The sequence below is a fragment of the Paenibacillus sp. FSL R7-269 genome (assembly GCF_000517865.1).
GTDB lineage: Bacteria > Bacillota > Bacilli > Paenibacillales > Paenibacillaceae > Paenibacillus_AQ.
In genome coordinates this window covers 54,245-77,055 of the sequence record NZ_ASPS01000065.1, presented here as the reverse complement: position 1 = coordinate 77,055, position 22,811 = coordinate 54,245, and the positions used below count along the sequence as shown (strand labels likewise).

17 protein-coding genes are annotated in these 22,811 nt (G+C 52.4%); 1 reads left to right on the top strand and 16 read right to left on the bottom strand.

What is annotated here, in order from left to right:
* Positions 1–286 precede the first annotated feature (286 nt).
* The 15 genes from C162_RS26315 to C162_RS26245 form a co-directional block, all read right to left on the bottom strand.
* Positions 287–2,659 (bottom strand): glycoside hydrolase family 95 protein, encoded by a 2,373-nt coding sequence (locus C162_RS26315; protein ID WP_036699395.1) that lies wholly within the window; start codon positions 2,657–2,659, stop codon positions 287–289.
* A gap of 94 nt (positions 2,660–2,753) precedes the next feature.
* Complete coding sequence (locus C162_RS26310; protein ID WP_036699394.1) at positions 2,754–4,487, bottom strand: hypothetical protein; 1,734 nt, start codon at positions 4,485–4,487, stop codon at positions 2,754–2,756.
* Between the two features lie 85 nt (positions 4,488–4,572).
* Complete coding sequence (locus C162_RS26305; protein WP_036699393.1) at positions 4,573–5,445, bottom strand: carbohydrate ABC transporter permease; 873 nt, start codon at positions 5,443–5,445, stop codon at positions 4,573–4,575.
* 27 nt (positions 5,446–5,472) lie between these two features.
* A complete protein-coding gene (locus C162_RS26300; protein WP_051493947.1) occupies positions 5,473–6,339 on the bottom strand; it encodes an ABC transporter permease in 867 nt (288 codons plus the stop codon).
* Positions 6,340–6,472: 133 nt separating this feature from the next.
* Complete coding sequence (locus C162_RS26295; protein WP_036699389.1) at positions 6,473–8,065, bottom strand: extracellular solute-binding protein; 1,593 nt, start codon at positions 8,063–8,065, stop codon at positions 6,473–6,475.
* A gap of 348 nt (positions 8,066–8,413) precedes the next feature.
* Positions 8,414–10,663 carry a helix-turn-helix domain-containing protein gene (locus C162_RS26290; protein ID WP_036699388.1) on the bottom strand — a complete coding sequence of 750 codons (2,250 nt, stop codon included), beginning with the start codon at positions 10,661–10,663 and terminating at the stop codon, positions 8,414–8,416.
* 18 nt (positions 10,664–10,681) lie between these two features.
* Positions 10,682–11,884: an MFS transporter gene (locus tag C162_RS26285; RefSeq protein ID WP_036699386.1), complete on the bottom strand. Its 1,203-nt coding sequence runs from the start codon at positions 11,882–11,884 to the stop codon at positions 10,682–10,684.
* Positions 11,885–11,894: 10 nt separating this feature from the next.
* Positions 11,895–12,878: an ROK family protein gene (locus tag C162_RS26280; protein WP_051493943.1), complete on the bottom strand. Its 984-nt coding sequence runs from the start codon at positions 12,876–12,878 to the stop codon at positions 11,895–11,897.
* A 43-nt stretch (positions 12,879–12,921) separates the two neighbouring features.
* Positions 12,922–14,100 (bottom strand): ROK family transcriptional regulator, encoded by a 1,179-nt coding sequence (locus tag C162_RS26275; RefSeq protein ID WP_036699384.1) that lies wholly within the window; start codon positions 14,098–14,100, stop codon positions 12,922–12,924.
* A gap of 840 nt (positions 14,101–14,940) precedes the next feature.
* The gene (locus C162_RS26270; RefSeq protein ID WP_036699383.1) at positions 14,941–15,552 is read right to left on the bottom strand and encodes a GNAT family N-acetyltransferase; all 612 of its coding nucleotides are present in this window, start codon (positions 15,550–15,552) and stop codon (positions 14,941–14,943) included.
* 65 nt (positions 15,553–15,617) lie between these two features.
* The gene (locus C162_RS26265; RefSeq protein WP_036699382.1) at positions 15,618–16,193 is read right to left on the bottom strand and encodes a TetR/AcrR family transcriptional regulator; all 576 of its coding nucleotides are present in this window, start codon (positions 16,191–16,193) and stop codon (positions 15,618–15,620) included.
* Between the two features lie 313 nt (positions 16,194–16,506).
* The gene (locus C162_RS26260; RefSeq protein WP_036699381.1) at positions 16,507–16,929 is read right to left on the bottom strand and encodes a hypothetical protein; all 423 of its coding nucleotides are present in this window, start codon (positions 16,927–16,929) and stop codon (positions 16,507–16,509) included.
* A gap of 24 nt (positions 16,930–16,953) precedes the next feature.
* The gene (locus C162_RS26255; protein ID WP_036699380.1) at positions 16,954–17,973 is read right to left on the bottom strand and encodes a hypothetical protein; all 1,020 of its coding nucleotides are present in this window, start codon (positions 17,971–17,973) and stop codon (positions 16,954–16,956) included.
* A gap of 246 nt (positions 17,974–18,219) precedes the next feature.
* Positions 18,220–20,166, bottom strand: coding sequence for an alpha-L-arabinofuranosidase C-terminal domain-containing protein (locus C162_RS26250; RefSeq protein ID WP_036699378.1), 1,947 nt, complete (start codon positions 20,164–20,166; stop codon positions 18,220–18,222).
* 36 nt (positions 20,167–20,202) lie between these two features.
* Positions 20,203–21,216, bottom strand: coding sequence for a glycoside hydrolase family 5 protein (locus C162_RS26245; RefSeq protein WP_036699376.1), 1,014 nt, complete (start codon positions 21,214–21,216; stop codon positions 20,203–20,205).
* 187 nt (positions 21,217–21,403) lie between these two features.
* On the opposite strand from C162_RS26245, the gene C162_RS26240 reads away from it, so the two are divergent.
* Positions 21,404–22,201: a helix-turn-helix transcriptional regulator gene (locus C162_RS26240; protein ID WP_036699375.1), complete on the top strand. Its 798-nt coding sequence runs from the start codon at positions 21,404–21,406 to the stop codon at positions 22,199–22,201.
* A 27-nt stretch (positions 22,202–22,228) separates the two neighbouring features.
* Here C162_RS26240 and C162_RS26235 read toward each other — a convergent pair whose 3' ends face one another.
* Positions 22,229–22,678 carry a macro domain-containing protein gene (locus C162_RS26235; protein ID WP_036699373.1) on the bottom strand — a complete coding sequence of 150 codons (450 nt, stop codon included), beginning with the start codon at positions 22,676–22,678 and terminating at the stop codon, positions 22,229–22,231.
* Positions 22,679–22,811: the final 133 nt, after the last annotated feature.

Sequence of the window (22,811 nt, the reverse complement as noted above, 5' to 3'; positions counted from 1 at the left end):
CAGCACATGTTTCGAACCACGCTCCTCCGCCTCTGCGCAATGTAATCGGTTTTTCGATTACATTCGGCCCGCACACCACCATCCGGCGCAATGTAATCGGTTTTTCGATTACATTGCGCCGGATGGTTCGGTTTTTCGGTTACATGCGACCTCGCCTGGCCTGTGCCCCGGCGGAACCCGGCCGATTTCCTATTTCTACGCAAAAAAGCAGCACACTCCATCCCTCCGAAGTGCGCTGCAAACTATACAGTCTCTGATCTACTCTTCTTTATTTACTCTACCCACTTCACTCCGCATACCTCACCATGATACGTTCCCCTGCCTGCATCTCAATACTCACCAGGCCGTCCGAATCCGGCTCCACCAACAGCCGGTCTTCTCCGCGCGTAATCTCTAGAGGCCGTTCTGCCAGAACCCGGCACTCTCCCCCAAGATGAGCGGTAACCTCCGCTTGCCCGAGAATGCCAGCGCTCCAGGTCAGGTTCACTTCATAGCCGCCGCGGGCGCGCAGTCCCTTCACCCGTCCTTCGCTCCAGCTTGAAGGCAGGGCGGGCAGAAGCTCCAGAACTCCCTGGTGGGATTGCAGCAGCATCTCGGCAATTCCGGCTGTAGCCGCGAAGTTCCCGTCAATCTGGAACGGCGGATGAGCGTCGAACAGGTTCGGATAGACGCCGCCGCGTTCATTGTTAACGGCCTCCGGCTGAACCAGCGTCAGCAGGTTAGTGATCAGCTGCTTGGCGCGGTCGCCCTGTCTGAATCTGGCCCATAGTCCGATTTTCCAGCCCAGGCTCCAGCCGGTTCCGCCGTCTCCGCGAATCTCAAGCGAGGTTCTGGCAGCTTCATACAGCTCGGGAGCTAACTTCTCCGTTACCGATCTGCCGGGGTAGACCCCGACCAGATGGGAGACATGGCGATGATGTACATCCTCGTCCTCCATATCCGCCGACCACTCCTGAAGCCGCCCTCCGGCACCAATCTTGAGTGGCAGCAGCCGTGCGCGTGCCGCTTCCAGCTCAGCCGCGAATTCGCCGTCCAGCCCAAGCAATCCGGCAGCAAGGCTGCAGTTCGTGAACAGCTCCGCGATCAGCGACAGATCCATGGTTGCCGCTTCGCTGACGGCATACTTCTTGTCGCCGTCTACGATTTTATGCTCAGGAGAAGTGGATGGTGAGGTAATCAGATACCCGTCCGGGTTCTCGATCAGCCAATCCAGGCAGAACAAGGCCGCTTCCTTCATTACCGGATATGCGGTCTCCCGCAGATAGGACAGATCGCCGCTGAAGGCATAATGCTCCCACAGATGCTGGGTAAGCCATACCCCGCCCATCGCCCAGGATGCCCAGACCGGATCTCCGTCGCCGTAGCCGCCAACGGGAGCCGACTGCGCCCAGAGATCGGCGTTATGATGGGCTACCCAGCCGCGTGCGCCATAGTTAATCCGGGCCGTCTCGCTGCCGTTGACCGCCAGCCTCCGGGTATAGTCAATCAGCGGCTGATGCAGCTCGGACAGATTACAGATCTCAGCCGGCCAGTAATTCATCTCCGCATTGATATTCAGCGTGTAATTGCTGCTCCAAGGTGCCCGGGTATCCTGATTCCAGATGCCCTGGAGATTCGCCGGCTGAGTGCCGGGGCGGGAGCTGGCAATCAGCAGATAACGGCCGTAATGGAACAGAAGCTCTACCAGCCCCGGATCATTGCTGCCGTAGGCCGCAATTCTCTGATCCGTTGGCATGCCCTCTGGAGCCAGGCTCTCTCCCAGATGCAGCTCTACCCGGTCAAACAGCTCCCGGTGGTCGTCAACATGACGGCTTAGTAGCCCAGCATAAGGCTCATTGATGATCTGCTGTACAGCCCCAGCTGTCTGCTGACTTACATCATAATCCGCCTTCACTGTGCCGGATTCCGCATCGAAGGAGGTTGCCGCACTGAAGTATAGAACCGCTTCCGTTGCGCCGGTAACCTGGATGCCGTCAGCACTAGCTTCCAGACGGCCTCCAGTCTGGACCGCAGCCAGACGGCCGTGGAACTTCAGACTCCGCGGGGACTCTCCACCGTAACGGACCGGCTGATCGACTTCGAAATAATTCGGTGCCACATATTCAGGAGCATGTCCGCTAATCGTGTAGTGTTCTCCGTCTGCTTCCGAACGGTGACGGAGCGGACTGTCCAGCTTCGCCCGGAAGCTGAGCCGGTGCTCCTCGCTGGCCGTTAAGCGGACAATGATCGCCTGGTCCGGGTGAGAAGCGAAGACCTCCCGGGTATACCGGACACCGCCGATTACATAGGAGACGGTACCAACACCCGTGGACAAGTCCAGCTTCCGGCTATACTCTCCGTCTGTGGTCTGCCCGTGCTCCATCGTAAGCAGCAGATCCCCGAACGGCAGATAGGACTGGGCGTATGGACCCATCATTTTTTTGCATAGTTCATCCGCTTCTTCATTCCTGCCTTCTGCAATCAGCGCCCTAACCTTAGGAAGAACCTCGAGAGCCCCCGGATTATTCCAGTCTGTCTTGTACCCGGACCACAGCGTGTCCTCATTCAGCGCCAGACGCTCCTTCTCAATGCCGCCAAAAATCATGGCTCCCAGCCGTCCATTCCCGACTGGAAACGCCTCCACCCAAAAAGTGGCAGGGCTATTAAATGAAATATTCATTGCTCAGCTTACCTCCATACACCGTAATTTCTAATCTGGCTGAACCCTTCCATCCTGATAAATCCTGATAACACTCTCATTATATAGGCATCTGTCAGGAAAGACGAATCCGCAGAGTATACTCAAGCGGAGTGATGAGTGTTACGAGGACTTTCTGGCAGCCTTCGGGATAACTCATCCCGCGGATATCGGCCAGATGATGCTCATGACAGCCCTGCTCAAGCTCCATCCAATCCTCCCCGGAGCTGTAGCGCAGCGTCCCGGCAGCCCAGAAGGAAGTCTCGCTCATACCCGGTACCGGCGTCAGCGCGGAGCCTTCGAGTCTGCCCTCGCTGCCGAAGAGCAGGACAATCTGAGTCAGCACATCTGCCGGGGACGGTGCTGAGAAGTGCAGATCCCAGCCTGCTTCCCACTCGCTTACCTTCACGCAGACACTGCTGGTCTGGTTATGGGTAAGCGGCCGCTCGCTATGCGGCAGCAGATACCACGGGCTGGTAGGCAAGCCGGTGCGCGGAGGCAGCTTATCTGCGGGAATAGTGCCATAGTAGCCTTTATCGGCAGCTGACTCCAGCTGGAATCCGTCCGCTGTCTCCGTAAGTGAATCCATCGTAATCAGTCCCGGCTCGAAGCTTGAAGCCAGTTGAACCCCCAGCAGCCTTGCCCGGCCATGCCGCAGCGAGAACAGCGAGGAGGCCTCGGTCATCACGCTTACACTGGTCTCTCCGCTGCGCACCCGGGCAACCGGAGCGCCGAATTCCGTATGCTGCTTGCTGTGGCGGACAGGTCCGCCGTAGCCGTCCTGCCCGATTCGTCCGATCAGCTCCTGACGGTTGAACGCGCCATCTATTACCTTGCGGTAGCTGTCCGGCAGTTCTCCCGGCGCGACTGAAGCCGCCTGCATCTGCGGATAGAGCAGGAATCCCAGCATAATCTGATTGGGCAGCGAGCCCGGATGCATAACTGAGCGGCTTGCCAGCAGCGCAAGAGCTGCGAATTCCGGGTCATGGTCATGCTCTGCCATCAGCTGATAGCACAGATAATAGTCAGCCAGCGAGTAGACGCTGCCGAAATCCTGCCGCCCTGAATAATCAGTGACCACCTCACCGTCCGGGTGAACCAGATATTTCATCATCCGCAGATTCTGGCGGACCGGCTCCAGCAGCTCAGGACGGTTCAGATCCTGCGCGGCGTAATAGAGCATAATGTCACTGACCGTGTTGTAGATTCCGTTACTCCGCTCCGTCCATTCGCCGTCCGGCGTAATGTCCATCCCCTCCTGCAGCCATTCCCCGGCTCTTGCCTGCAGCTCCTCCAGGGCAAAAATCCGGTACAAAGACCCCAGCGCGGCAGTCAGCACCCAGCGGTGATTCGGGGTATGCACACCCCCGGTCAGCATCGCCGGAATCGTCCGCTCCAGGAAGACTCTAATCTGATCCGTCACCGGCTTCAGCGGCGGCCAGCTCTGCCGCTCCAGCAGCGTGAGGATATTGGCTAATCCGACCACCACGAACGCTGTATCCGGCGGTGAATGATAATTCGTCCAGCCCGGCGAGATCGTACCGTCCTCATGCTGGAACCGCAGCATGAACGCCATCCCCTCATGCAGCTGCTCCAGCAGCACCAGATCCCGGTAATACCGGGACTGCTCATTCACCAGAGCAGCCGCCCATGCCGCCAGATACTGGGCCGTGCCGGTGTGATTCGGCCAGGCTACGCCGCTCAGCGGATCACGCACACCCCCGAAGTACCGGCTCTCCCGGTCATTAATCTGCAGCTCCATGGATTCCTGTGTCCATTTATCATTAATGTCCGTTATCTTCTTGAACATCTGATTGACTCCCCTATCTGCCAGCCCTGTTAGGGCGTGAATTATACTGAACCTGCAACAGACAATACTATAATAGTCAATAGCCTCAGCCCTTCACGGCTCCGGTCATCACACCGGAGACGAAGTATCTTTGCAGCCATGGATAGACGAGTAGAATAGGCACTGTGGCGAACACTACAGTAGCCGCCTTCAGACTCTCCGGCACAACCGTGCTGATCGCATTCCCCTCCATTCTCATCATATCGGTTACCTGGCTGTTCTGGATCATATGATAGAGCTTAAGCTGGAGCGGATACAGCTCCGGCTTCGTGATATACATCAGCGTATCCTGGAATCCGTTCCATCTGCCGACGGCATAGAACAGGCTTAGAGTAGCAAGCACCGGCATGGATAACGGCAGAATGATACGGATTAGCGTCCCGAACTGGCTGCTGCCGTCGATCTCAGCGGACTCCTTGAGCGCGTCCGGAATCCCGGCCAGAAAAGAAATCAGGATAATCATATAGAAGGGGCTAATAAGTCCGGGCAGCACCAGCGCCCAGATCGTATTCAGCAAATGCAGCTCCCGTGTCAGAATATACTCTGGAATAATACCGCCGCTGAAGAACATGGTGACAACAATGATGAACATGAAGATTTTACGGCCCTTCAGATCCTTCTTCGACAGGGCATAGCCCGCCGCAACCGTCATCACCATGCACAGTGCTGTGAACAGCACCGTCAGGAATATCGTGAAGGCCAGCGAGCGGATCATCGCGGCATCACCGAACACTTTTTTATACGCCTCAATATTGAAGTCCATAGGGAACAAAGTAACTTTGCCCGAAGCAATCGGGACCGTTCCGCTGAAGGATACAGCGAGAATATGCACGAACGGAATCAGACATGCCAGCACCGATAAGGTCAAGCAGATCACAATCCATGTATCAAACGCCTTGTTAGCTGCTCTTTCATTCATAATGTACACTCCCGATCCAAAGGTTGATTATAGGATGCTCTCGTCTGTAAGCTTCTTGGAAATATAGTTCGCCACCAGCAGGAATAGAAGTCCGACCACCGCCTGGAACAATCCAACCACCGTAGCCAGCGTATACTGCCCCGATTCCAGACCGATCCGGTAGACAAAGGTACTCAGCACATCCGAGTATTCCATAACCGCAAGGTTACCGATTACGAACGGCCGCTCGAAGCCAATCGAGATCATGTTGCCCAGATTAATGATCAGCAGCGTAACAATCGTCGGCTTGATCCCTGGAATCGTAATATGCAGAATGCGCTTGATTCTTCCGGCCCCATCGACCTCCGCCGCTTCGAACAGCTCTTTATTGATGCCCGCGAGTGCCGCCAGATAGAGAATCGTCCCCCAGCCTGCGCTCTGCCAGACACCGGTCAGCAGGTAAGTGATCAGCCAATAATTTTTGTCAGAGAGGAAGGGAATGGCATCCAGCCCCAGGCTTGTTAACAGGTTGTTAATCATCCCGGACTGCTGGCCAAATAGCTGGTATACAATCCCGCCGATGATTACCCAGGAAATAAAATGCGGAATATACAGAATCGTCTGAGACAGCTTCTTGAACCAGACCACCTTCAGCTCAAACAGCATGATCGCAATAATTAGGGGGGCGGGAAAAGAAACGATCAAATCCAGAAAGTTCAGCATCAACGTGTTGCGTAAGGTTATATAAAAGTCCTGATTCGCAAATACCTCGCGGAATCCGTCAAGACCAATCCATTCACTGCCACCGATGCCTTTGAAAAAGTTGAAGTCCTTGAACGCAATCTGCACACCATACATTGGACCGTACTTGAAAATAATAAAGAACAGGATGGGTAAGACCAGCAATGCGTACATCTGCCAATTTCTGCGGAAATAACGGGTGTATCCCACAACGATTCCTCCTCCACTGTGCCCCTGAGGCTGTAGGGGGAAGCAGCCAAGACCGGCAGCCCTGCCGCTCCCCCTCCCTCACGGACCGCTAATTCAATTATTTCTGCTCGCTGTAGGCAGCCTTGCGTTCATCCAGAATGGCCTGTCCGCCGCTTGACATGTAGTCCTTCAGCATACTCTCATAGGTGACTTCGAATTCGCCAGGGGAGACCATTGTAGATTTCACCATCAACTGCTTGATTTTATCGCTAAGTGTCGTGCCGTATTTGCTCTCTGCCTCAATCGGACGGCTGGTGAACACCGGCTCAATTGGATTAGTGGTAGAAATTGTAAGTGATTTTGCGATGATGTCCTGATACTTGGTGCGGAAGCTCTTCACGAAGGCTTCATTATTCTTGTCCTGGCTCTCAAAAATCCGTCCGTTCGCGATAATCCCGATATCCCCGCCGCCTGACAGCTTGTTGGAGGATTCGACAGACATATCCGGAATGGAGACCGGCACACCGCCTTCCAGCGTGTAATGCTCGCCTTCAATCCCGTTCTGGATATATTGCAGATGACCATCTGCAGACATCCAGTCCAGATACTTAATAGCTTCCACCGCATGCTTGCTGGACTTCGGAATCATAATATACATCCCGTTCGGAGCAGATACCGGCTTGGCTGTCTTCCCCTCGCTGTTCGTGAACGGATCAATGGCGCTCAGTACAGCCTTCGGGTTATTCTTCGTCATCACATCATAAGCACCGTCAGGGTAGAAGATCGCATCGTTATCATCGCTGAATGCGCCCACAAGCCCGTTCCCGATATTCTGTGTAAGAGTTTCTTTATTCTCGTCCAGGGCGAAATCCTTGCTGATCAGCCCTTCGTTATACAGCTTGTTCATATATTGAATGGCATCCTTGAATCCAGGCAGCAGAATCGGGTAGTCCCGGGAGCTCAGGTTCTGTGTAAGCTCGTAGCGCTCCTGCTCAGTGACCGGCTTGATGAAGGACCAGACCAGCGAATCATACTGCGCCGCAGCAATCGTCATGCCCAGCGGAATCACCTTGCCGCCGGTTTCACCCGGATCTTTGGTCTTGAAGGCAGTTAGTGTATTGTACAGCTCCTCTGAGGTAGCCGGAACGGGAAGCCCCAGCTTATCCAGCCAATCCTGACGAATGAAGGAAGCATATTTACCTACCGTTGAACGTTTGGCGGGAATGCTATACTGGACGCCATCGTATTGACCGTAGCGCAGAGTATCCTCGCCAAGGAACTTGGTCAGATTCTGTCCGTGTTCCTTCAGCAGCGGAGTCAGATCCGTCAGCCCGCCTTGCTCGGCATATTTGTTGAAGGTCCCGGAGTCATAGGTGAAGACGATATCAGGGACATCAGTTCCGCTGGCCATCAGGACATTAAGCTTGGTCACTTCCTCTGAGCGGGGGATAGGGACAAATTCCACATCGATATTGTTAGCCTTACCGAAATTCTCTTTAACATAATTAGTGAGGAAGTTATCGGATGCCGTAACACCGGCGGGCGCATTGCCACGGTCAAAAATTTCGATCTTCAAGCTGCCGGCTGCTGCTGCACCGTTGCCGCTTGCTTCACTGGAATCTTTAGACGAGCATGCAGACAATACCATAGATGACATAAGAACCGCCGAGAGACCGAGAGCCAACTTTCTTTTACCGTTAACATTTGTCATATTTCCTACCACCTATCCCTTTCGATTTCTGATTTCAATCAGCCTGTTGTCTCTGTATGATGCTTGCGGCTTGACCATGTGATGAATTATTACATCGTTTGCGTAATTCGACAATATACATGTTTCTTATTGTATTTTCATGAAAAACCCAATGAAATTGCAGCATTTTTCATTTCGAATATACAATTATCGTAGAAATCCTTCACGAAAATTGTATTTTTAAACTTAAATACCTAACTTATATATAACATAATACGTCATGTACATATCACCCATTGCCCCATATCTCACCCATTAATCAAAAAAAGCGCAAACCCGGAATCAGCTGAAGCCGGATTTACGCAGTGCTTATTCATCTTTATGGAGCTTCAATTTGCGGTAATCCCCCGGGGTCATGCCCGTAATACGTTTGAAGACCCGTCCGAAGGTAATGGAATTAGCATATCCAATCTGCAGTGCAATATCCTGTATGCTCTCTGAAGTCGTATCCAGCAGTTCCTTGGCCTTCATCAGCCGCAGCTCTGCGAGAAAGTCCACGAACTTCATATTGAATTCTTCCTTGAACAGGTAGCTGGCGTATTTCGCAGAGATCTGGAACCGTTCGCTCAGATGATTCAAGGAGAGATCCGGATTGGCATAATGCTCTTCAATATAATGCTTAACCTCGGTAATCATCACCCGGTGGCTCTTCAGCTCATTGACCGACACATAGACATGGTAGGTTTCATTCAGCCAGCCGGTCAGCAGCTCCCGGATCTCTTCAAGATCGGTGCTTCCCCGGATGCGTTCCCGCAGACCGCCGCTCCATGCTGCCGCAAGCTGACGGTCCAGCGTCTCCGCTATGCCCTTAAGCTCCTGCTCCAGTGCCTGGAGCAGCACTTCCAGCAGCATATAGATCTCTTCGTCCTTCAGACGGTCCTTGCGGAAGGAATCGAAGATTTCGTCCAGCCGGATACGCCAGTTCTCGCCCGACAGGCGGAATTCACGGACAAGCTGGGTGAAGCTCCCGAAGTATTTATAGCTCTGGAGTCCGGAATCGTCCTGCTGATTCATTTGGACTGCTGCAATATCTGTTCCCAGTGCCAACCGGTGACTCAGCACCTCAGCCGCTGCCGCGTAAGAATTCCGGATCTCCCGCCAGTCCTGGACGACCGTACCCAATCCGAAGGTCAGGGATACCCGCAGATTATCCATAATCCAGCGGTGGCAGTCTCTTGCCAGCTCCAGCATCGTATCGCTGTCATCCTTCACCGGCTGGAACCGGAGGCCAATAATAATCCCCAGCCGCTCCCCGCTGATCCATTCGGCCCAGGCCTGAAGCGGCTTATCTGCTATCAGGTCCCCCAGTACATTGGTTAAGGCAAATTTCAGCAGGTTCTGATCCTGTGCAGGCAGCGCATGCCAGTCCCTCTCCCGGTTCAGCTCGGCTGCGAATACAACGAAGGCTGCGAACTCCCTGGTGCCCTCAAAAGGGTCCAGCGACTCCAGCCGTTCTGCCGCATCCTCCAGCCGCTGCCCACTAAGGAAATCCTGGAACAGCTCCCGGCGCTGAATGACCAGATTCTCATAGCGTTCCCGCTCATAGTCGGTGGTGATCTGCACCAGCCGGTCCAGCGCATTATGCATCAGGGCCATTTCATCGGAAGCTACGTCAGGAGCGGCATCCTTGGCCGCAGGCTGAAGTCCTTGAATCCGCACCATCAGCTGATGGATGGGCCGGTAATTCCGCCGGGTGATGTAGATGATATACACTACGCCCAGCGCAATCGTCAGCAGCCCGAGAATGAACCAGACGTAGGAGATCACCGAGATCCAGTCGAATAAGCGCCCGGCCCGCAGCCCGCTCTCGAAGGTCCAGCCCAGATCCTTCGCCTCGACCTTCGAGAGCGTTCTGTTATTCTCGCCGTCTGCGGCGGGAGCAGAATCATAGATTGGCGTCCCCGAGACATCCTTGATCCGCAGGAAGGACAGTTCTCCACTCGTCAAGCTGTCCACCAGACGCTGTAAGCGATACACACTGACATTAATAACAATATAGCCGTCGGAGCCCCATGGAATCGGCAGCCTGCTGGCCAGGCTGATTACCGGCCGCAAGTCCTTAGAGTTCCTGGGCTGAACCATCCGTACAGCGCTCCACCCCTGCTGCTCCTTATTCACGGAGAGCTGCTGCAAATATTCCGCCTCCAGCCCCTGGCCCTGCCCAGGATTCACGTATCCGCTCTGGCCCAGCATCAGCTTGTCCTTGTTACGGTAGACATAGATCGAATCAATCAGGCTGAAGCGTTCAGATAGACGGTTCATACTCTGCACAATTTCATACGAGCTGCCAGCGGGCGAATCCGTGCCGGAGGGCGCATCCAGAAAGTCATTATAGGAATAGTTGTTTCCGATCTCCTGCAGCACCCCCAGCTCTATATCATTCAAGGTCCGCTCCACCGTATCCGCCACATAGCTGGTGGATATGTAGTTGGCCTTCTCCGTCTCGCTGCGGGACAGCTCCGTAATGACCATGAAGGCCAGGAAGATTAGAACAGTGACTACAAGCAGGAAGACAGGGAAGTATGAGAATAGCATCCGACTATACCAACTGCGCTTCATAGAGCTTCCCCCTTCTTCTTATTCAGACTGCTGCTTCTTACGTGAAATAGAGCTTACCTTGTACAGCAGCAATGCACCTAACGCGGCGCTGACCGTACAGGAGAAATACATCAGCCCCGGGCCGCCGGTCTCCAGCAGATACCCGTTCAGCAGGTTACCGGCAATGCCGCCAAGACCGACAAACACCATATTGAACAGGCTTTGCCCTGTGGCTTGCAGCTCTTTGCCCGTAATAGAGGCCACATATTCCACAGCTGCAATGTAAAAGAAACCAAACGACATGCCGTGCAGCGTCTGGACACCTATCATAACACCGGGAACAGGAATGAGCCATTGGATCGCCCAGCGGAGCATGTAGACAACGGATGCCAGCATCAATGTTTTCTCATAACCGTACTTCTTCAGGACTCTTGCGGCCACGAGCATTGCCGGAACGCTGGTAATGGAAGCAATCATCAGGGCGATGCCTGACCATGCGAAGCTCCCGCCCGCCATCTGGAAGGTCAGGACAAAGAAGGAGTTGAAGGCCGTAAGCGTCTGGTTCACCAGAAAACAGCCGGCGAGAAACAGCAGAAAGACCCGGTTGCCCAGCAGCTGCCTGATTCCGCTGGTGAAGGTTACATGCTGCGTCCGCCGCTCCACATTCACCGGGATGGTAATCACGAGCAGAAGGGCAAGCAGGTTGAAGATCAGGAAGGGAATCCATAGCTCTGTAACTCCCATCCAGTTCAGATACAGTCCGCCGAAGTACCCTCCCAGCGCCGTGCCGATACTGCCGAACAGCCGGATGGTGCCGAACGAGGTGCCTGCGGCTGAAGCTGCATTCACTGCATAAGAGTCGGCAATCGGCGTCTGGGTGCTCTGAAAAATCGTATACAAGCTGTATACAAGCACAATAACGACAAGCCATTTTACATTGTAGAGATAGACTATGGTGCCGGGAACAATCAGGGTAAGCATCAGTACCAGTCTTGTTCGTTGATAGCGGTCCACCAAAATTCCCCATAACGGCTGAAACAGAATCGCCAGCAAGGTGCCGAAGGCCATCATCACTCCAATTCTCTGGCTCGTCATGCCCTGATGAACCAGAAGGGAGGTGACATACGGGTTGAAGCTGCCCCCGGCCAGACCTGTGAACAGATACAGCCCGCGCATCTTCAGCAGGACCTCGCTCTCCTTGCTGCCTACAGAGAATCTCATTATACTTGTTCCGCGTCTCATTTTCATACCCTCAATTCTGCCCGGTTCCTGCGTTCAGCCTGCTTCGGGCCGCGGCCGCAGCACCTATCGCTCCCGCCTGATTACCGAGCACCGCCTGCCGGATCAATAACGATTGCTCAGGTGTATACCGGCTGACCCGTGCTGCAACCTCCTGCACATAGCCCGGGTTCTTCTCCACGACACCGCCGCCCAGAATCACCAGCTCCAGATCCAGCGTAATCGCAATATTCTTGACCGCCGCCGCCATCTGTTCATACGCATGATCCAGCAGCGCCAGCGCTGTCTCATCCTGCTGCTGCGCCGCTGCAAATACATGCTCCGCCCGGACTGTATCGCCCTGTGCCAGCTCCCGGATCAATGAACTGCTGTTATTCCCGTGCAGCCTAGCAGCCGCCTTCGCCCCGATTCCCGTGCCGGATACCTCCATCTCAAAAGGACCGAACTCACTGTACTCCGGATCAGCAGCAGCATGAACCGCCCCCGGCTCAACGATGAGATAGCCAATCTCACCCGCAGCGAAGCTGGCTCCCCGGTAGAGCTGCCCGTTCAGGAACAAGGCGCTGCCCACCCCCGTGCCGACCGTGATCATAATGAAATGCTCAGACCCCGCAGCAGATCCCGCTGCATACTCGCCCATAGCTGCCATATTCACATCATTGTCCAGCACCACCAGTCCGGGATAATAAGCGGCAATTACCTGACGGATATCCAGGGCTCCAGGCCAATTGAGCGCCGGTGCGCTGGTCAGTGTGCCGGTGCGCTCATTCATGACTCCCGGGAACCCGATGCCTACTCCCTTCAGAGAAGTGAGCGTAGTGCCGTTACGCTTGCAGAGCTGCTCCAGTTCGGCGAATAACCAGCGGAAGAACACCTCCGGCTCCCGGCTCAGCTGCGTCTCTACTTTGTACTGTTCAAGCACCGTTCCTTCTTCATCTGTGAGGCATAGTAGTGTTTTGGTTCCGCCCACATCAATTCCTGCAGTTAACATATTCATCTAGGATTCCCCCGTCATTCTATTTAATATAAGCTTATGCTCCTTATGCCCGCATCTCACGAAAAGCCAATTGGACCGCGGTCTGGACCGCTCCATGAACTACATCCTTGTCCCCGTGGCTGGAAGCAGCCAGCCGGGGCTTCCGGTGAAGTCCGCCCAGCCGGGATTCCAGCCTCTCCAGCAGGATCTCACCATGGCTGCCCAGTTCGCCTCCAAGGACCACAGTCGTTGGAGCCATCACTGTACAAATACTGCCCACTGCCTCTGCAAGCAGATTGCAGTAAGTTTCGATAATAGCCAGTGCAAGAGGCTCACCTCTGCGCACATCATCCCATATCTGCTCCGCTAATTCTCCAGGTATGGACAGCAGATACGCCGTATCACTTGCACCTGTGTGTTCTTTTGCCATCCGGTTAGCCAGTTGCCTTAATCCGTCTGCAGATAGTACATTCTCCAGCCTGCCTGCGCTCAGCATCAGATTGGCAAGTTCGCCTGCACCGCCGCCAAGCCCCCGGTAGATCTCCCCGTGGATAATGAGACCGCCCCCGGTTCCTTCGCCGATGGAGAAGTACAGCAGAGAGCCGCTTACCTCCATCCCCGAAGAGGTATACTCCGCCAGAGCCGCGAGGTTGACATCATTCTCCGTCACGACAGGCACGGGGAACAGCTGGGCCAGATTAGTCCTTGCGAGCACCCCTTCACACCCGCGCAGCGGGGCAACCAGGTCAGATACGCTGCCATCTGCCGGGTCCACTACGCCTGGAATCCCGAAGGCTGCGGCCCGCAGCTTCTCCCGGGAAATCCCGGAATCCGCAAGCATTCCCTCTATGCTCTGCACCAGAAAGTCTTGGCACACCGCCTCTGTCAGTCCGCTCTCCGGCATAGACAGCTGCTTGTAATAGCAGATCTCTCCGCTCATATCCGCAAGTGCTATCCGCAGGCTGCTTCCCCCCACCTCTGCCCCTAAGGTAAAGAAGCATTTCGGGTTGAATTCCACTAGAGTCGCTTTGCGGCCCTGGGTGTTCTCCGCTCTGCCGGTCTCTCTGACCAGTCCGCGTTCTATAAGATGAGCAATGGCCGAGGATACGGTAGGCTTGCTTAAGCCCGTATACCGGCTAAGATCCGCTCTGGATTGCGGTCCGCCGCTGATGATCCGGTCCAGAATCAGAAATTCATTCAGATTGCGCATGACCTTGGGGGTCCCGGCCGTTTGAATTTTCACGATTCATACTCCGTTCTATATATAGTTAATTAAGTTTACTAACTTAATATAAAGTCTAATATACAGTCTTTCGGGCGATTTATCCAGACCCTAATAAAACAGTAGTCCACAGATCAGCTCTGCGGATTCTTGGAATATTCGATTTTGCGACGAGCTTGGGGGGAGGAACTGATGTGTACGAGCCTGATGGCACGGACTGAGAATCCGCTATTTTGCCGAAATTGTTACTTATTCGCTTGTTCGCGGACAGAGATTCCGCAATCCGCCCTAGAAGTCACCCAAACAGCCTGTTTGAGCAGCATAGCGGATTGTCAGTCCGCCAAAGGTTCATTTGGCCCTGAAAATCCACAATAGTGGAATCTCAGTCCGCAGCCACTTTGAAAACTTGGCCATAGCAGTTTAGCCGATGCCCTTGACCACACACTTTCTATTACCTATGCACACTTGACCATCCGCAGCATTCGCTCGGCCCTTTTCCCGGTCAGGTCTGCCCCTCCCTCCCCAGCAGCAAGAACCCACAGATCAGCTCTGCGGATTCTTGGAATATACGATTTTGCGACGAGCTTGGGGGGAGGAACTGATGTGTACGAGCCTCATGTTGGGGACTGAGATTCCGCTATATTGCCGAAATTGCTACTTATTCGCTTGTTCGAGGACAGAGATTCCGCAATCCGCCCTAGAAGTCACCCAAACAGCCTGTTTGAGCAGCAATAGCGGATTGTCAGTCCGCCAAAAGTCACTATGGCGCTGTAAATCCACAATAGCGGAATCTCAGTCCGCCCCCCACCACTAATCGCAAAAGTCCGCAGATCCTCCTGCGGACCGGGAATGCGTGCCAGGCTAATTCAGCATTTTCTCCATATGCAGCACTTTGTGGAAGCCGGCCTGCGAGGAGAATAACCGGGTATTCTGCACCTTGAAGGTCCGGAAGCCCACCCGCTCATACAGCTTCTTCGCCAGCGGATTGGTATCGACAACCTCCAGTAGCACCTTACTGCGGTCCGCCTCCCGAGACCACGCGAAGACGGCCTCCAGCAGCCGGGTTCCGACGCCCAGCCCTCTGGCCTGCTCGGACACTACAAGCGGATCGATATGCACTGCATTAGAGGGGGTATTGCCATGGAGCAGGCGGAAGATGCCATAGGCTGCATAGCGCCAAGCGCCACCGAGCAGCCCGAAGGTCTGTCTGAGCGAACGGTAATTCAGTGTCATGAAGAAGCCAACGCCTATCTCCAGACCAGCAAAGCCTACGACCCTTCCCTCATACACCGCATACAGGGCCTTGTCATAATGCAGACAGCGGCTCAGAACATCCACAATATCCTGCTCTTTACGGGAGAAGATCCATATTCCGCTGAATTTCAAGGTAAAAGCCTGATAGTATAGCCTGGCGACCTCACGTTTCTGTTCTTCATCCAAGCGGTCTACGATCTCTACTTGCAGTGTTGACATACACATTCCTCCTTATTATTCCACTACAGATTCTATTCATCTTGGAGAACGAGCCCTCTTCACGGTTACCTGCCGTCCCCATGCCCTGTTCTGCCGAAGCCTTGGAGGACTGTATGAACCAGCAGCTTCGGAGCGTCATTCTTCGCCAGATTCCCCTTCTGGATCTCCTGCCAGGCAACGAACAACAGATTATACATGACCGTTATGATCCAGTGGGCGGTCATTCCGGCATTCAGCAGACCGCGTGCCTGCCAGCCCTCCACCGCTTCCCGCAGCGGCTGCTTGATCCGTGCTTCCTCGGCTACAATATGCGGATTCTCGTCCACGGAGGCGGCGCTGCTGAGAAAAGACACCTTGCCGCCCAATGGAATCAGCACCTCGAACACTTCCGTCAGGAATGGAAGCATATCGTGCTCCTCTGCGGTAACGCCCCCAAGCGCTTCTTCCACCAGCCCGATCGCATTCAGCGCCAGCGCATCCAGCAGCAGCTCCCTGGTGGAAAAGTAGCGGTGCAGCGTCGCAATTCCAACCCCTGCGTGATCCGCGATCTCCTGCAGCGTAGCCGTCTGCTTGAGCGCCAACAGCTCCGTAGACGCATCCAGAATAGCCTTTCGTTTGGTATCTTTGACACTGATTTTCATGAATATGGCCTGCCTCTGCTTTAGAATGAGTAATAGGTTTGTTAACTTAATGATATTAAAGTGATTAAAATGATAAATTAATCTATCATTTTAGTTTATTTTATACCGGGATGTTGGCGGTGTCAAATTGTTCAATGCGCGTTGGCTGAAGGAGTAACTATTGGTTCATTACAAAAAAACAAACAAGCTACCGGCACACATAACTGGTAACTTGCTTGTTTCTTCTTACTTACCATGCAAAATTGTTGCACGGAATACCTCAACACTAGCTCCCCGAAATTTACCATTTTAGCGAAACACTGAAATTAGATTTTCACTTGAGTATTAGTGTTTCTTCAGCAAGAATTTCGTTGTTTGATTCATAGGTACACTCATACATCCCGGAAGGCCAATCAGATACATTCAAGGTTATTAACTGCCCCGAGACTCCAACCTTATTTTCAAATTTCTGCTCAATAACTATATTTCCATCCGACTGACGTTTTACTTTAAAAGTAGCATCAAAATCATTTTTTATAGAATCTGGGAAGGAAATTTGCGCTTTAAGACCTTCCCGTTTGGTAAATGCAGATGCTGAATCAACAAAGGCAAGATTTGAATCATTAATATTGTAGCCAAATGTTATTTCAAAGTTTTCTTGTGGATTATCTGGTTTGAACAAACTATACATTACAATAAAGATTATTATAAAAAAGATAATAACTGTACTATAAAAAACAATTATTGTCTTTCTCATAATTATAAACCGCCTCCAGATTAATTAAAATTTATTTAATCGTTCATCATTACCTAAGAACATGAAACTTGAGCAATTGTAACCTTTATTAAGATAGTTATGGACGAATACCGCGTTTGGTTTAGCTTGCCAGTTACACCAACCATTCGCTGCAGAAGGATTCTCAACAGAATTCATAGCTTCCTTTACACAGAACACCCCTTGTTCATAGGCGCTATACAAGACTTTATTTGATTGAAAGAGCGCACCTCCTGAAACTGCTAGGGCACAGTCTGAATTGTTGTACGGAAAGTTGGCTCCTTGATCATAATCTGATTTATTGCAACTAACATGCCCTTGATTAGTTAATAGTAACATTTTCCCTTTCCCTTTACCTAAAATTTGCCCGACATGATAACCATTCCAACTATCCGGGTCAGACATAGGAGTCACAAATGAATCGGTTTGTGGCTGAAAAAGAACGTCGTTTATAGAAATAGATTTCTCTTGTGGATTTTCCATTTTCTCTTTTGCTCTTTCAACAATTTCATTAATGTCTAAATTTACTTCTACGGGAAGCTGGTTAGTACCTTTTTCAATATTGATTTCGCTATCATATACTAAAGTATCGTAACTATACACCTGCAAATCATGGGCACCAGGTGTCACTTCATGAAACATAAACTCTTTATCCACAACTTCAACGGATTGATTATCAAGTAATACGGTTGCTTCCGGGAGTTCTGTATTAATAGATGCAACACCATCATCAATACTAATTGTTGATTGAGCAACGAGGTCCTCAAGATTCAAGTTTAGTTTCTCAAAATGACTTCTAACTTGATCGAGCGTCATTCCAGTGTAAGAATATTTAGTTTCTAACACACCATGAACCATAGAAGAAGTATCACTCACTTCAGATGATTGATTTTGCATAGAAGCATGTTCATGCATTTCCATTCCAGAATGATCATGAACTTCCACCTTATCCGCATAAACGGGAAAGGACCATGCTAATGTAAGACAAGAAATAGCGGCTGTTTTAAAAACCTTTCTTCCAATCATACTATTAACCTCCACATTATGTTATTTTATCTATTAATGTACCTATAGTTTACATGCATAAATATGAATTAAATCACTAAATTTCAATTTAATAGCTATGAATGGAATAAAATAAAATTGTCTTATGTTAACTGGAATTACTCTTTTCATTGCCGCAAAAAGAAGGGAAGACGGCAACTTCCCGTCTCCCCTTATCTTCGTACAATCTATTCTTGTGAGCTTCACCTCAGCTCAGCCCGCCTTATTTTACTCCACCCCACACTCCATCCGCAGCACATGGAACGACTTCGGCTCCAGTGTATAAACCATCCGGCTTGCGGTCTCAAGCGGCACACTGGCAGGTGCGATGTTGCGCGGAGTCTCAATCGAGTTCACTTCCGTCTCCTCGCCCTGCATCACATAGGCCACCCCGCGTCCGTTCAAGCCCAGCGCCGTCTCCAGCTCCACCCGAACGGTACGGTCCTGCGTGTTCACCAGCTTCACATACAGAACCTGCTGCTCCTCATCAAAAGAAACAGTGTAAGGAATCTCCTCCTGGTCATGCTCCGTCTGCAGCACCTTCGTTCCCATCAGTGTACTATACAGTTGCTGCACATAGTAGCTTGGCGTGCCATAGCTGTTCTCGCCATCGAACCAGATCATGTCCGGCGACCACTGGGCGTAGCCAAGTCTGGCGAACAACGGCGCATAAGAGGCCAGCACGACGATATCGGCATTGCGCTCAAGGCCCGTCAGGAATGCGGCTTCTGCCAGCGCAGCGCCCCAGCTGTTGAAGTGCGGCATATTCATCCCGTTGCCATAATGGCCTGCATACTCCCCGGCGAATACCTTGATATTACGTGGATACTCATCATAGAAATGCACGTTCTCGCACAACCATTCCGGCTTCACATAGTAATGCTCATCGATAGCGTAGACGAAATTCGGATTACCCTCAGCCCGCTTCCGGTAATATTCCCACGCCCGGGTGTAGTTATCTGAGCTGACATCCGGCCCGGCAGAACCGATCAGCTGCACAGACGGGTACGCTGCATGAATCGCCTGCTCGAACAGATCGTATCGGGTGAAAAAGTCCGCATGCTCCGTCTCCCACTGTTCATTGCCGATCCCGATCATCTCCAGCCCGAACGGCTCAGGGTGGCCCATCTCACTCCGCAGGCGGCCCCAAGGTGAATCCACCGGTCCGTTGGCGAATTCCAGCAAATCGAGCGCATCCTGAATATACTCCTGGAAATCATCATCATGTACGCCCACATGCTCAGTAGACTGGAACTGGCAGGCCAGCCCGACATTCAGCACCGGAATCGGCCGCGCCCCCAGGTATTCACACAGCAGAAAATACTCATAGAACCCAATCCCCAGGCTCTGATTATAGTGGCTGTACTCGCTCGTGTACTGATTCTCTTCATTATTCCCGTGCAGCGCCCAGCGGCTGCTGTTATTCTTGCGCTGCTCGGCGGCTCCTACACTCCGCTTCCACTGGTAGCGGTTCTCCAGGTTATAACCCTCAACAATACAACCTCCGGGGAACCGCAGGAAGCCTGGTTTCATCTCCTCCAGCAGCCCGACCAGATCCCGGCGGAACAGAGCCAGCACCGCATCGGAGGGAATCATGGAGATGAAGTCGAAGCAGACCGTGCCCGGCGCATCCAGCCGGATGACGAAATCCCCATACGATACAGGCTCAATGCTGCTAAGCTGCGCTGTATAGCGTGTCCACTCTTCCCCTACCGCTGTCGCGATGACAGCCTGCGCCATAACTGTGCTATTCTTCTCAACCGAAACTTCAATGCCCCCTGCATACCCCTCCGCTCTGGCATAGAAGGATACCTCATACGTAAGTCCCGGCTTCAGAGACACGCCATCATAGGCCTTATTGGTAAAAGCGTTCTGCGTCTCCCCGGCGGTAAACGCCAGGTAATGGGGATTCACCTCATTCTGCGGATGCTCCGCCCCAATCTGAAGCATGGCTCCGCTGGCCTCTGCGGGATAAGCTGTCCAGCCATAAAGACCGTCATGGCTCTCGCTGTAGCTCCCCCTGTCGCCCTGTGCCTTCATGAACTCAAAGGAACGGTTCTCAATCATCTCGGCATGCAGCCCGCCGTCCAGACCATAGTTGATATCCTCGAAGAAGAGCCCTATCATTCCCTTGGAGATCGATACTCCGGGTTTATCTGTAATTTGTATTTTCATTTATAAGACCTCGCTTCATAAAGAGTATTAAGCCGCTCACAAATAAGAAATAACCTCAGACGTAATGCTGCTCTCGTAACGGTCGGAGATGCCGAAATCCATCTTTTTATACGTCCATGCGGCCCGGCCGATCTTGTATTGCTCGAACACTCCATGCACATCCTTGTACCAGTTCACTACGCTCTGTGACGGGGCCTGTTCAATAACGCCATATTCCCCGCAGTACAAATACACATTCCGCTCGGCAGCGACATCAATCGCGTTCTGAATCAGACTGGTCATGTACGCCGGCCCCATCTCGTGGATACCTTCTGCATGCAGCCCGGAGCCAAAAGCGCCAATAGCCGCCGAAGTACTGCGGTAGTTCGCAAGGTCACCCGGATACTCCATACTGCTCTTAGGCATCTGTTCCACCCAAGCCGCACGCTGGTGTGTGAACAGGAACGGCTCGTAGAAGTGGAAGGTGTACACGATATTCTCGTCATACGGCTGATCTAGCAGCACGAGGGTGTGCACGCTGTTCCACTGAATGCCGCCGATAACGATTTTGGTCTCCGGGGCGTGCTTGCGGATCTCGGCAATTGTCCGGTGAGCCAGCGCATTCCAGCGGCTGCTGTCCTTCTCCACAATCTCATTCAACAATTCAAAAGCCACAGTATCCTTATAACTGGCATACCGGCTGGCAATCGCCTTCCACAGATCCAGGAACCGCTCCTGGAGCGCCGGATCATCGAACAGGGAATTCTCGGCCACGCTGTTGAAGGAGAAGCCCGGTGTTTTATGCAGATCAATAATGAGATTCAGCCCATGGGCAGCACACCAGCGGATGCAATTGTCGATATGCTTGAACCCGGCGTAAGTCTCAGCATTCCCCGTATCCTCTATCACTTCATAATCCACCGGCAGCCGGACATGGTCCAGACCCCAGGAGGCAATCGTCTCGATATCCTTCTCTGTAATGAAGCTCTCATAATGGGCATGCTGATACGGACACTGGGACAGCCAGCCTCCGAGATTCACCCCTCTGGTATAACCAATCCATTCTTTCATCACAATCATCCTCTCCGGCCTCAGCCTTCATTGTAAGCTCTTACTGCTACCTGTCTTAAGCATAGATAAACCCGGGCCGCAGAACAATTACACATCGTGCGTAAGTACTAACTTATTGTGCAATCCTCATTTACAAAAGGCACCCTTAGCTTCTACAATAGACCTATCTGCTGCGCAGGAGGTTCATATGAACATACACAATATCGGCTACAATCACAGCCATGACGCGGATTTTATTATCAACAGGCCCCAAGGGTCAGGAGACTATATGCTGCTGCTGCTGAAGACCCCAGCCATCTTCACTTTGGAGGGAGAGAGCCGGGTGACAGGTCCAGATTCCTTCATTCTGTACAGTGAACATACGCCCCAGTTCTACCGGGCTTACGGGTCACAGTTCACCAATGACTGGTTCCATTTCCGGCTGGACAAGCCGGGGGATGAAGCGCTACTGGACCGGCTGGCGATCCCCAGGGATGAAGTGATCCCGATTGGCGACCTGAACGAGCTGTCGATTATCATTAACAATTTGTGCTATGAGGCTTATTCCGAGAACCCGCATAAGGACGAGACCATTGAATTATATCTGCAATTATTCTTCATTAAGCTCAGCAACCGGATTCATTCAACCCAGAAGGAAGTCGGCAACACGCATTACAACAAGATGTCCATTATCCGCACCAAAATCTACAACCAGCCCTTCCTGAACTGGACGATAGATGGACTGTCCCACGAGCTGACCATGAGCCGGTCCTGCTTCCAGCACTTGTACAAGGACTTCTTCGGCGTAAGCCCGATGGCCGACGTCATTACCAGCCGGATCGAACATGCGAAATACCTGCTCACCACCACAGACACCTCCGTCAAAAAAATCGCCGAAATGAGCGGCTACGCCAGCGAGATTCACTTCATGCGCCAGTTCAAGCAGCAGACGGGGCAGACGCCCACCCAGTACAGGGAGCACAAAATAAAGCCAGACCGCTTGTAAGCAATCTGGCTTTATTTTTAGTGATATTTAAATCTTATACAAAGTAACTTCATAGTCTGCAAAAACCTTCCCGATCATCTCCTCTACCACACTCCACTCCCCATTTGCCAGCCCACAGCCAATATTGTACGGGAGCGCCACAGACAGCCCCTTGGCCTGTGCTTCTGTCTTCAGTGTAGTTAACGCTTGCTCCAGCGCAGCATAATCCGTATACCGGGTTTTGCTCCTTCCATAGTTCAGCTGACCGAACAGATTCGCCGTGTACTTCGCGCCCGTCTGCACCAGCTGGCAGTGTCCGAGCAACCCGTCAGGTGTGTACTGGTCACAATACTTTTTATACTCAGGATATAAATTCGGATAACGGTCCCGCAGGATCTTCGCAATTCCCGAACCCATCACCCCCTGGCAATTCACCTGGTGCCCCAGAATATCTTCACTAGCTTCTAGTAGATCGCCGTTTACGAGTTGGATGGCCATGGTTTTCTCCTTGTTTGTTGTGACTTTAGATAGCTTAGTAGAGCTTTTATGTAGGATTATATCATTATCAGCTTGGAAATTGAGAAAAAGACGACACCATTCGGAGAAACCGAATAGCGTCGTCATGCCCTCC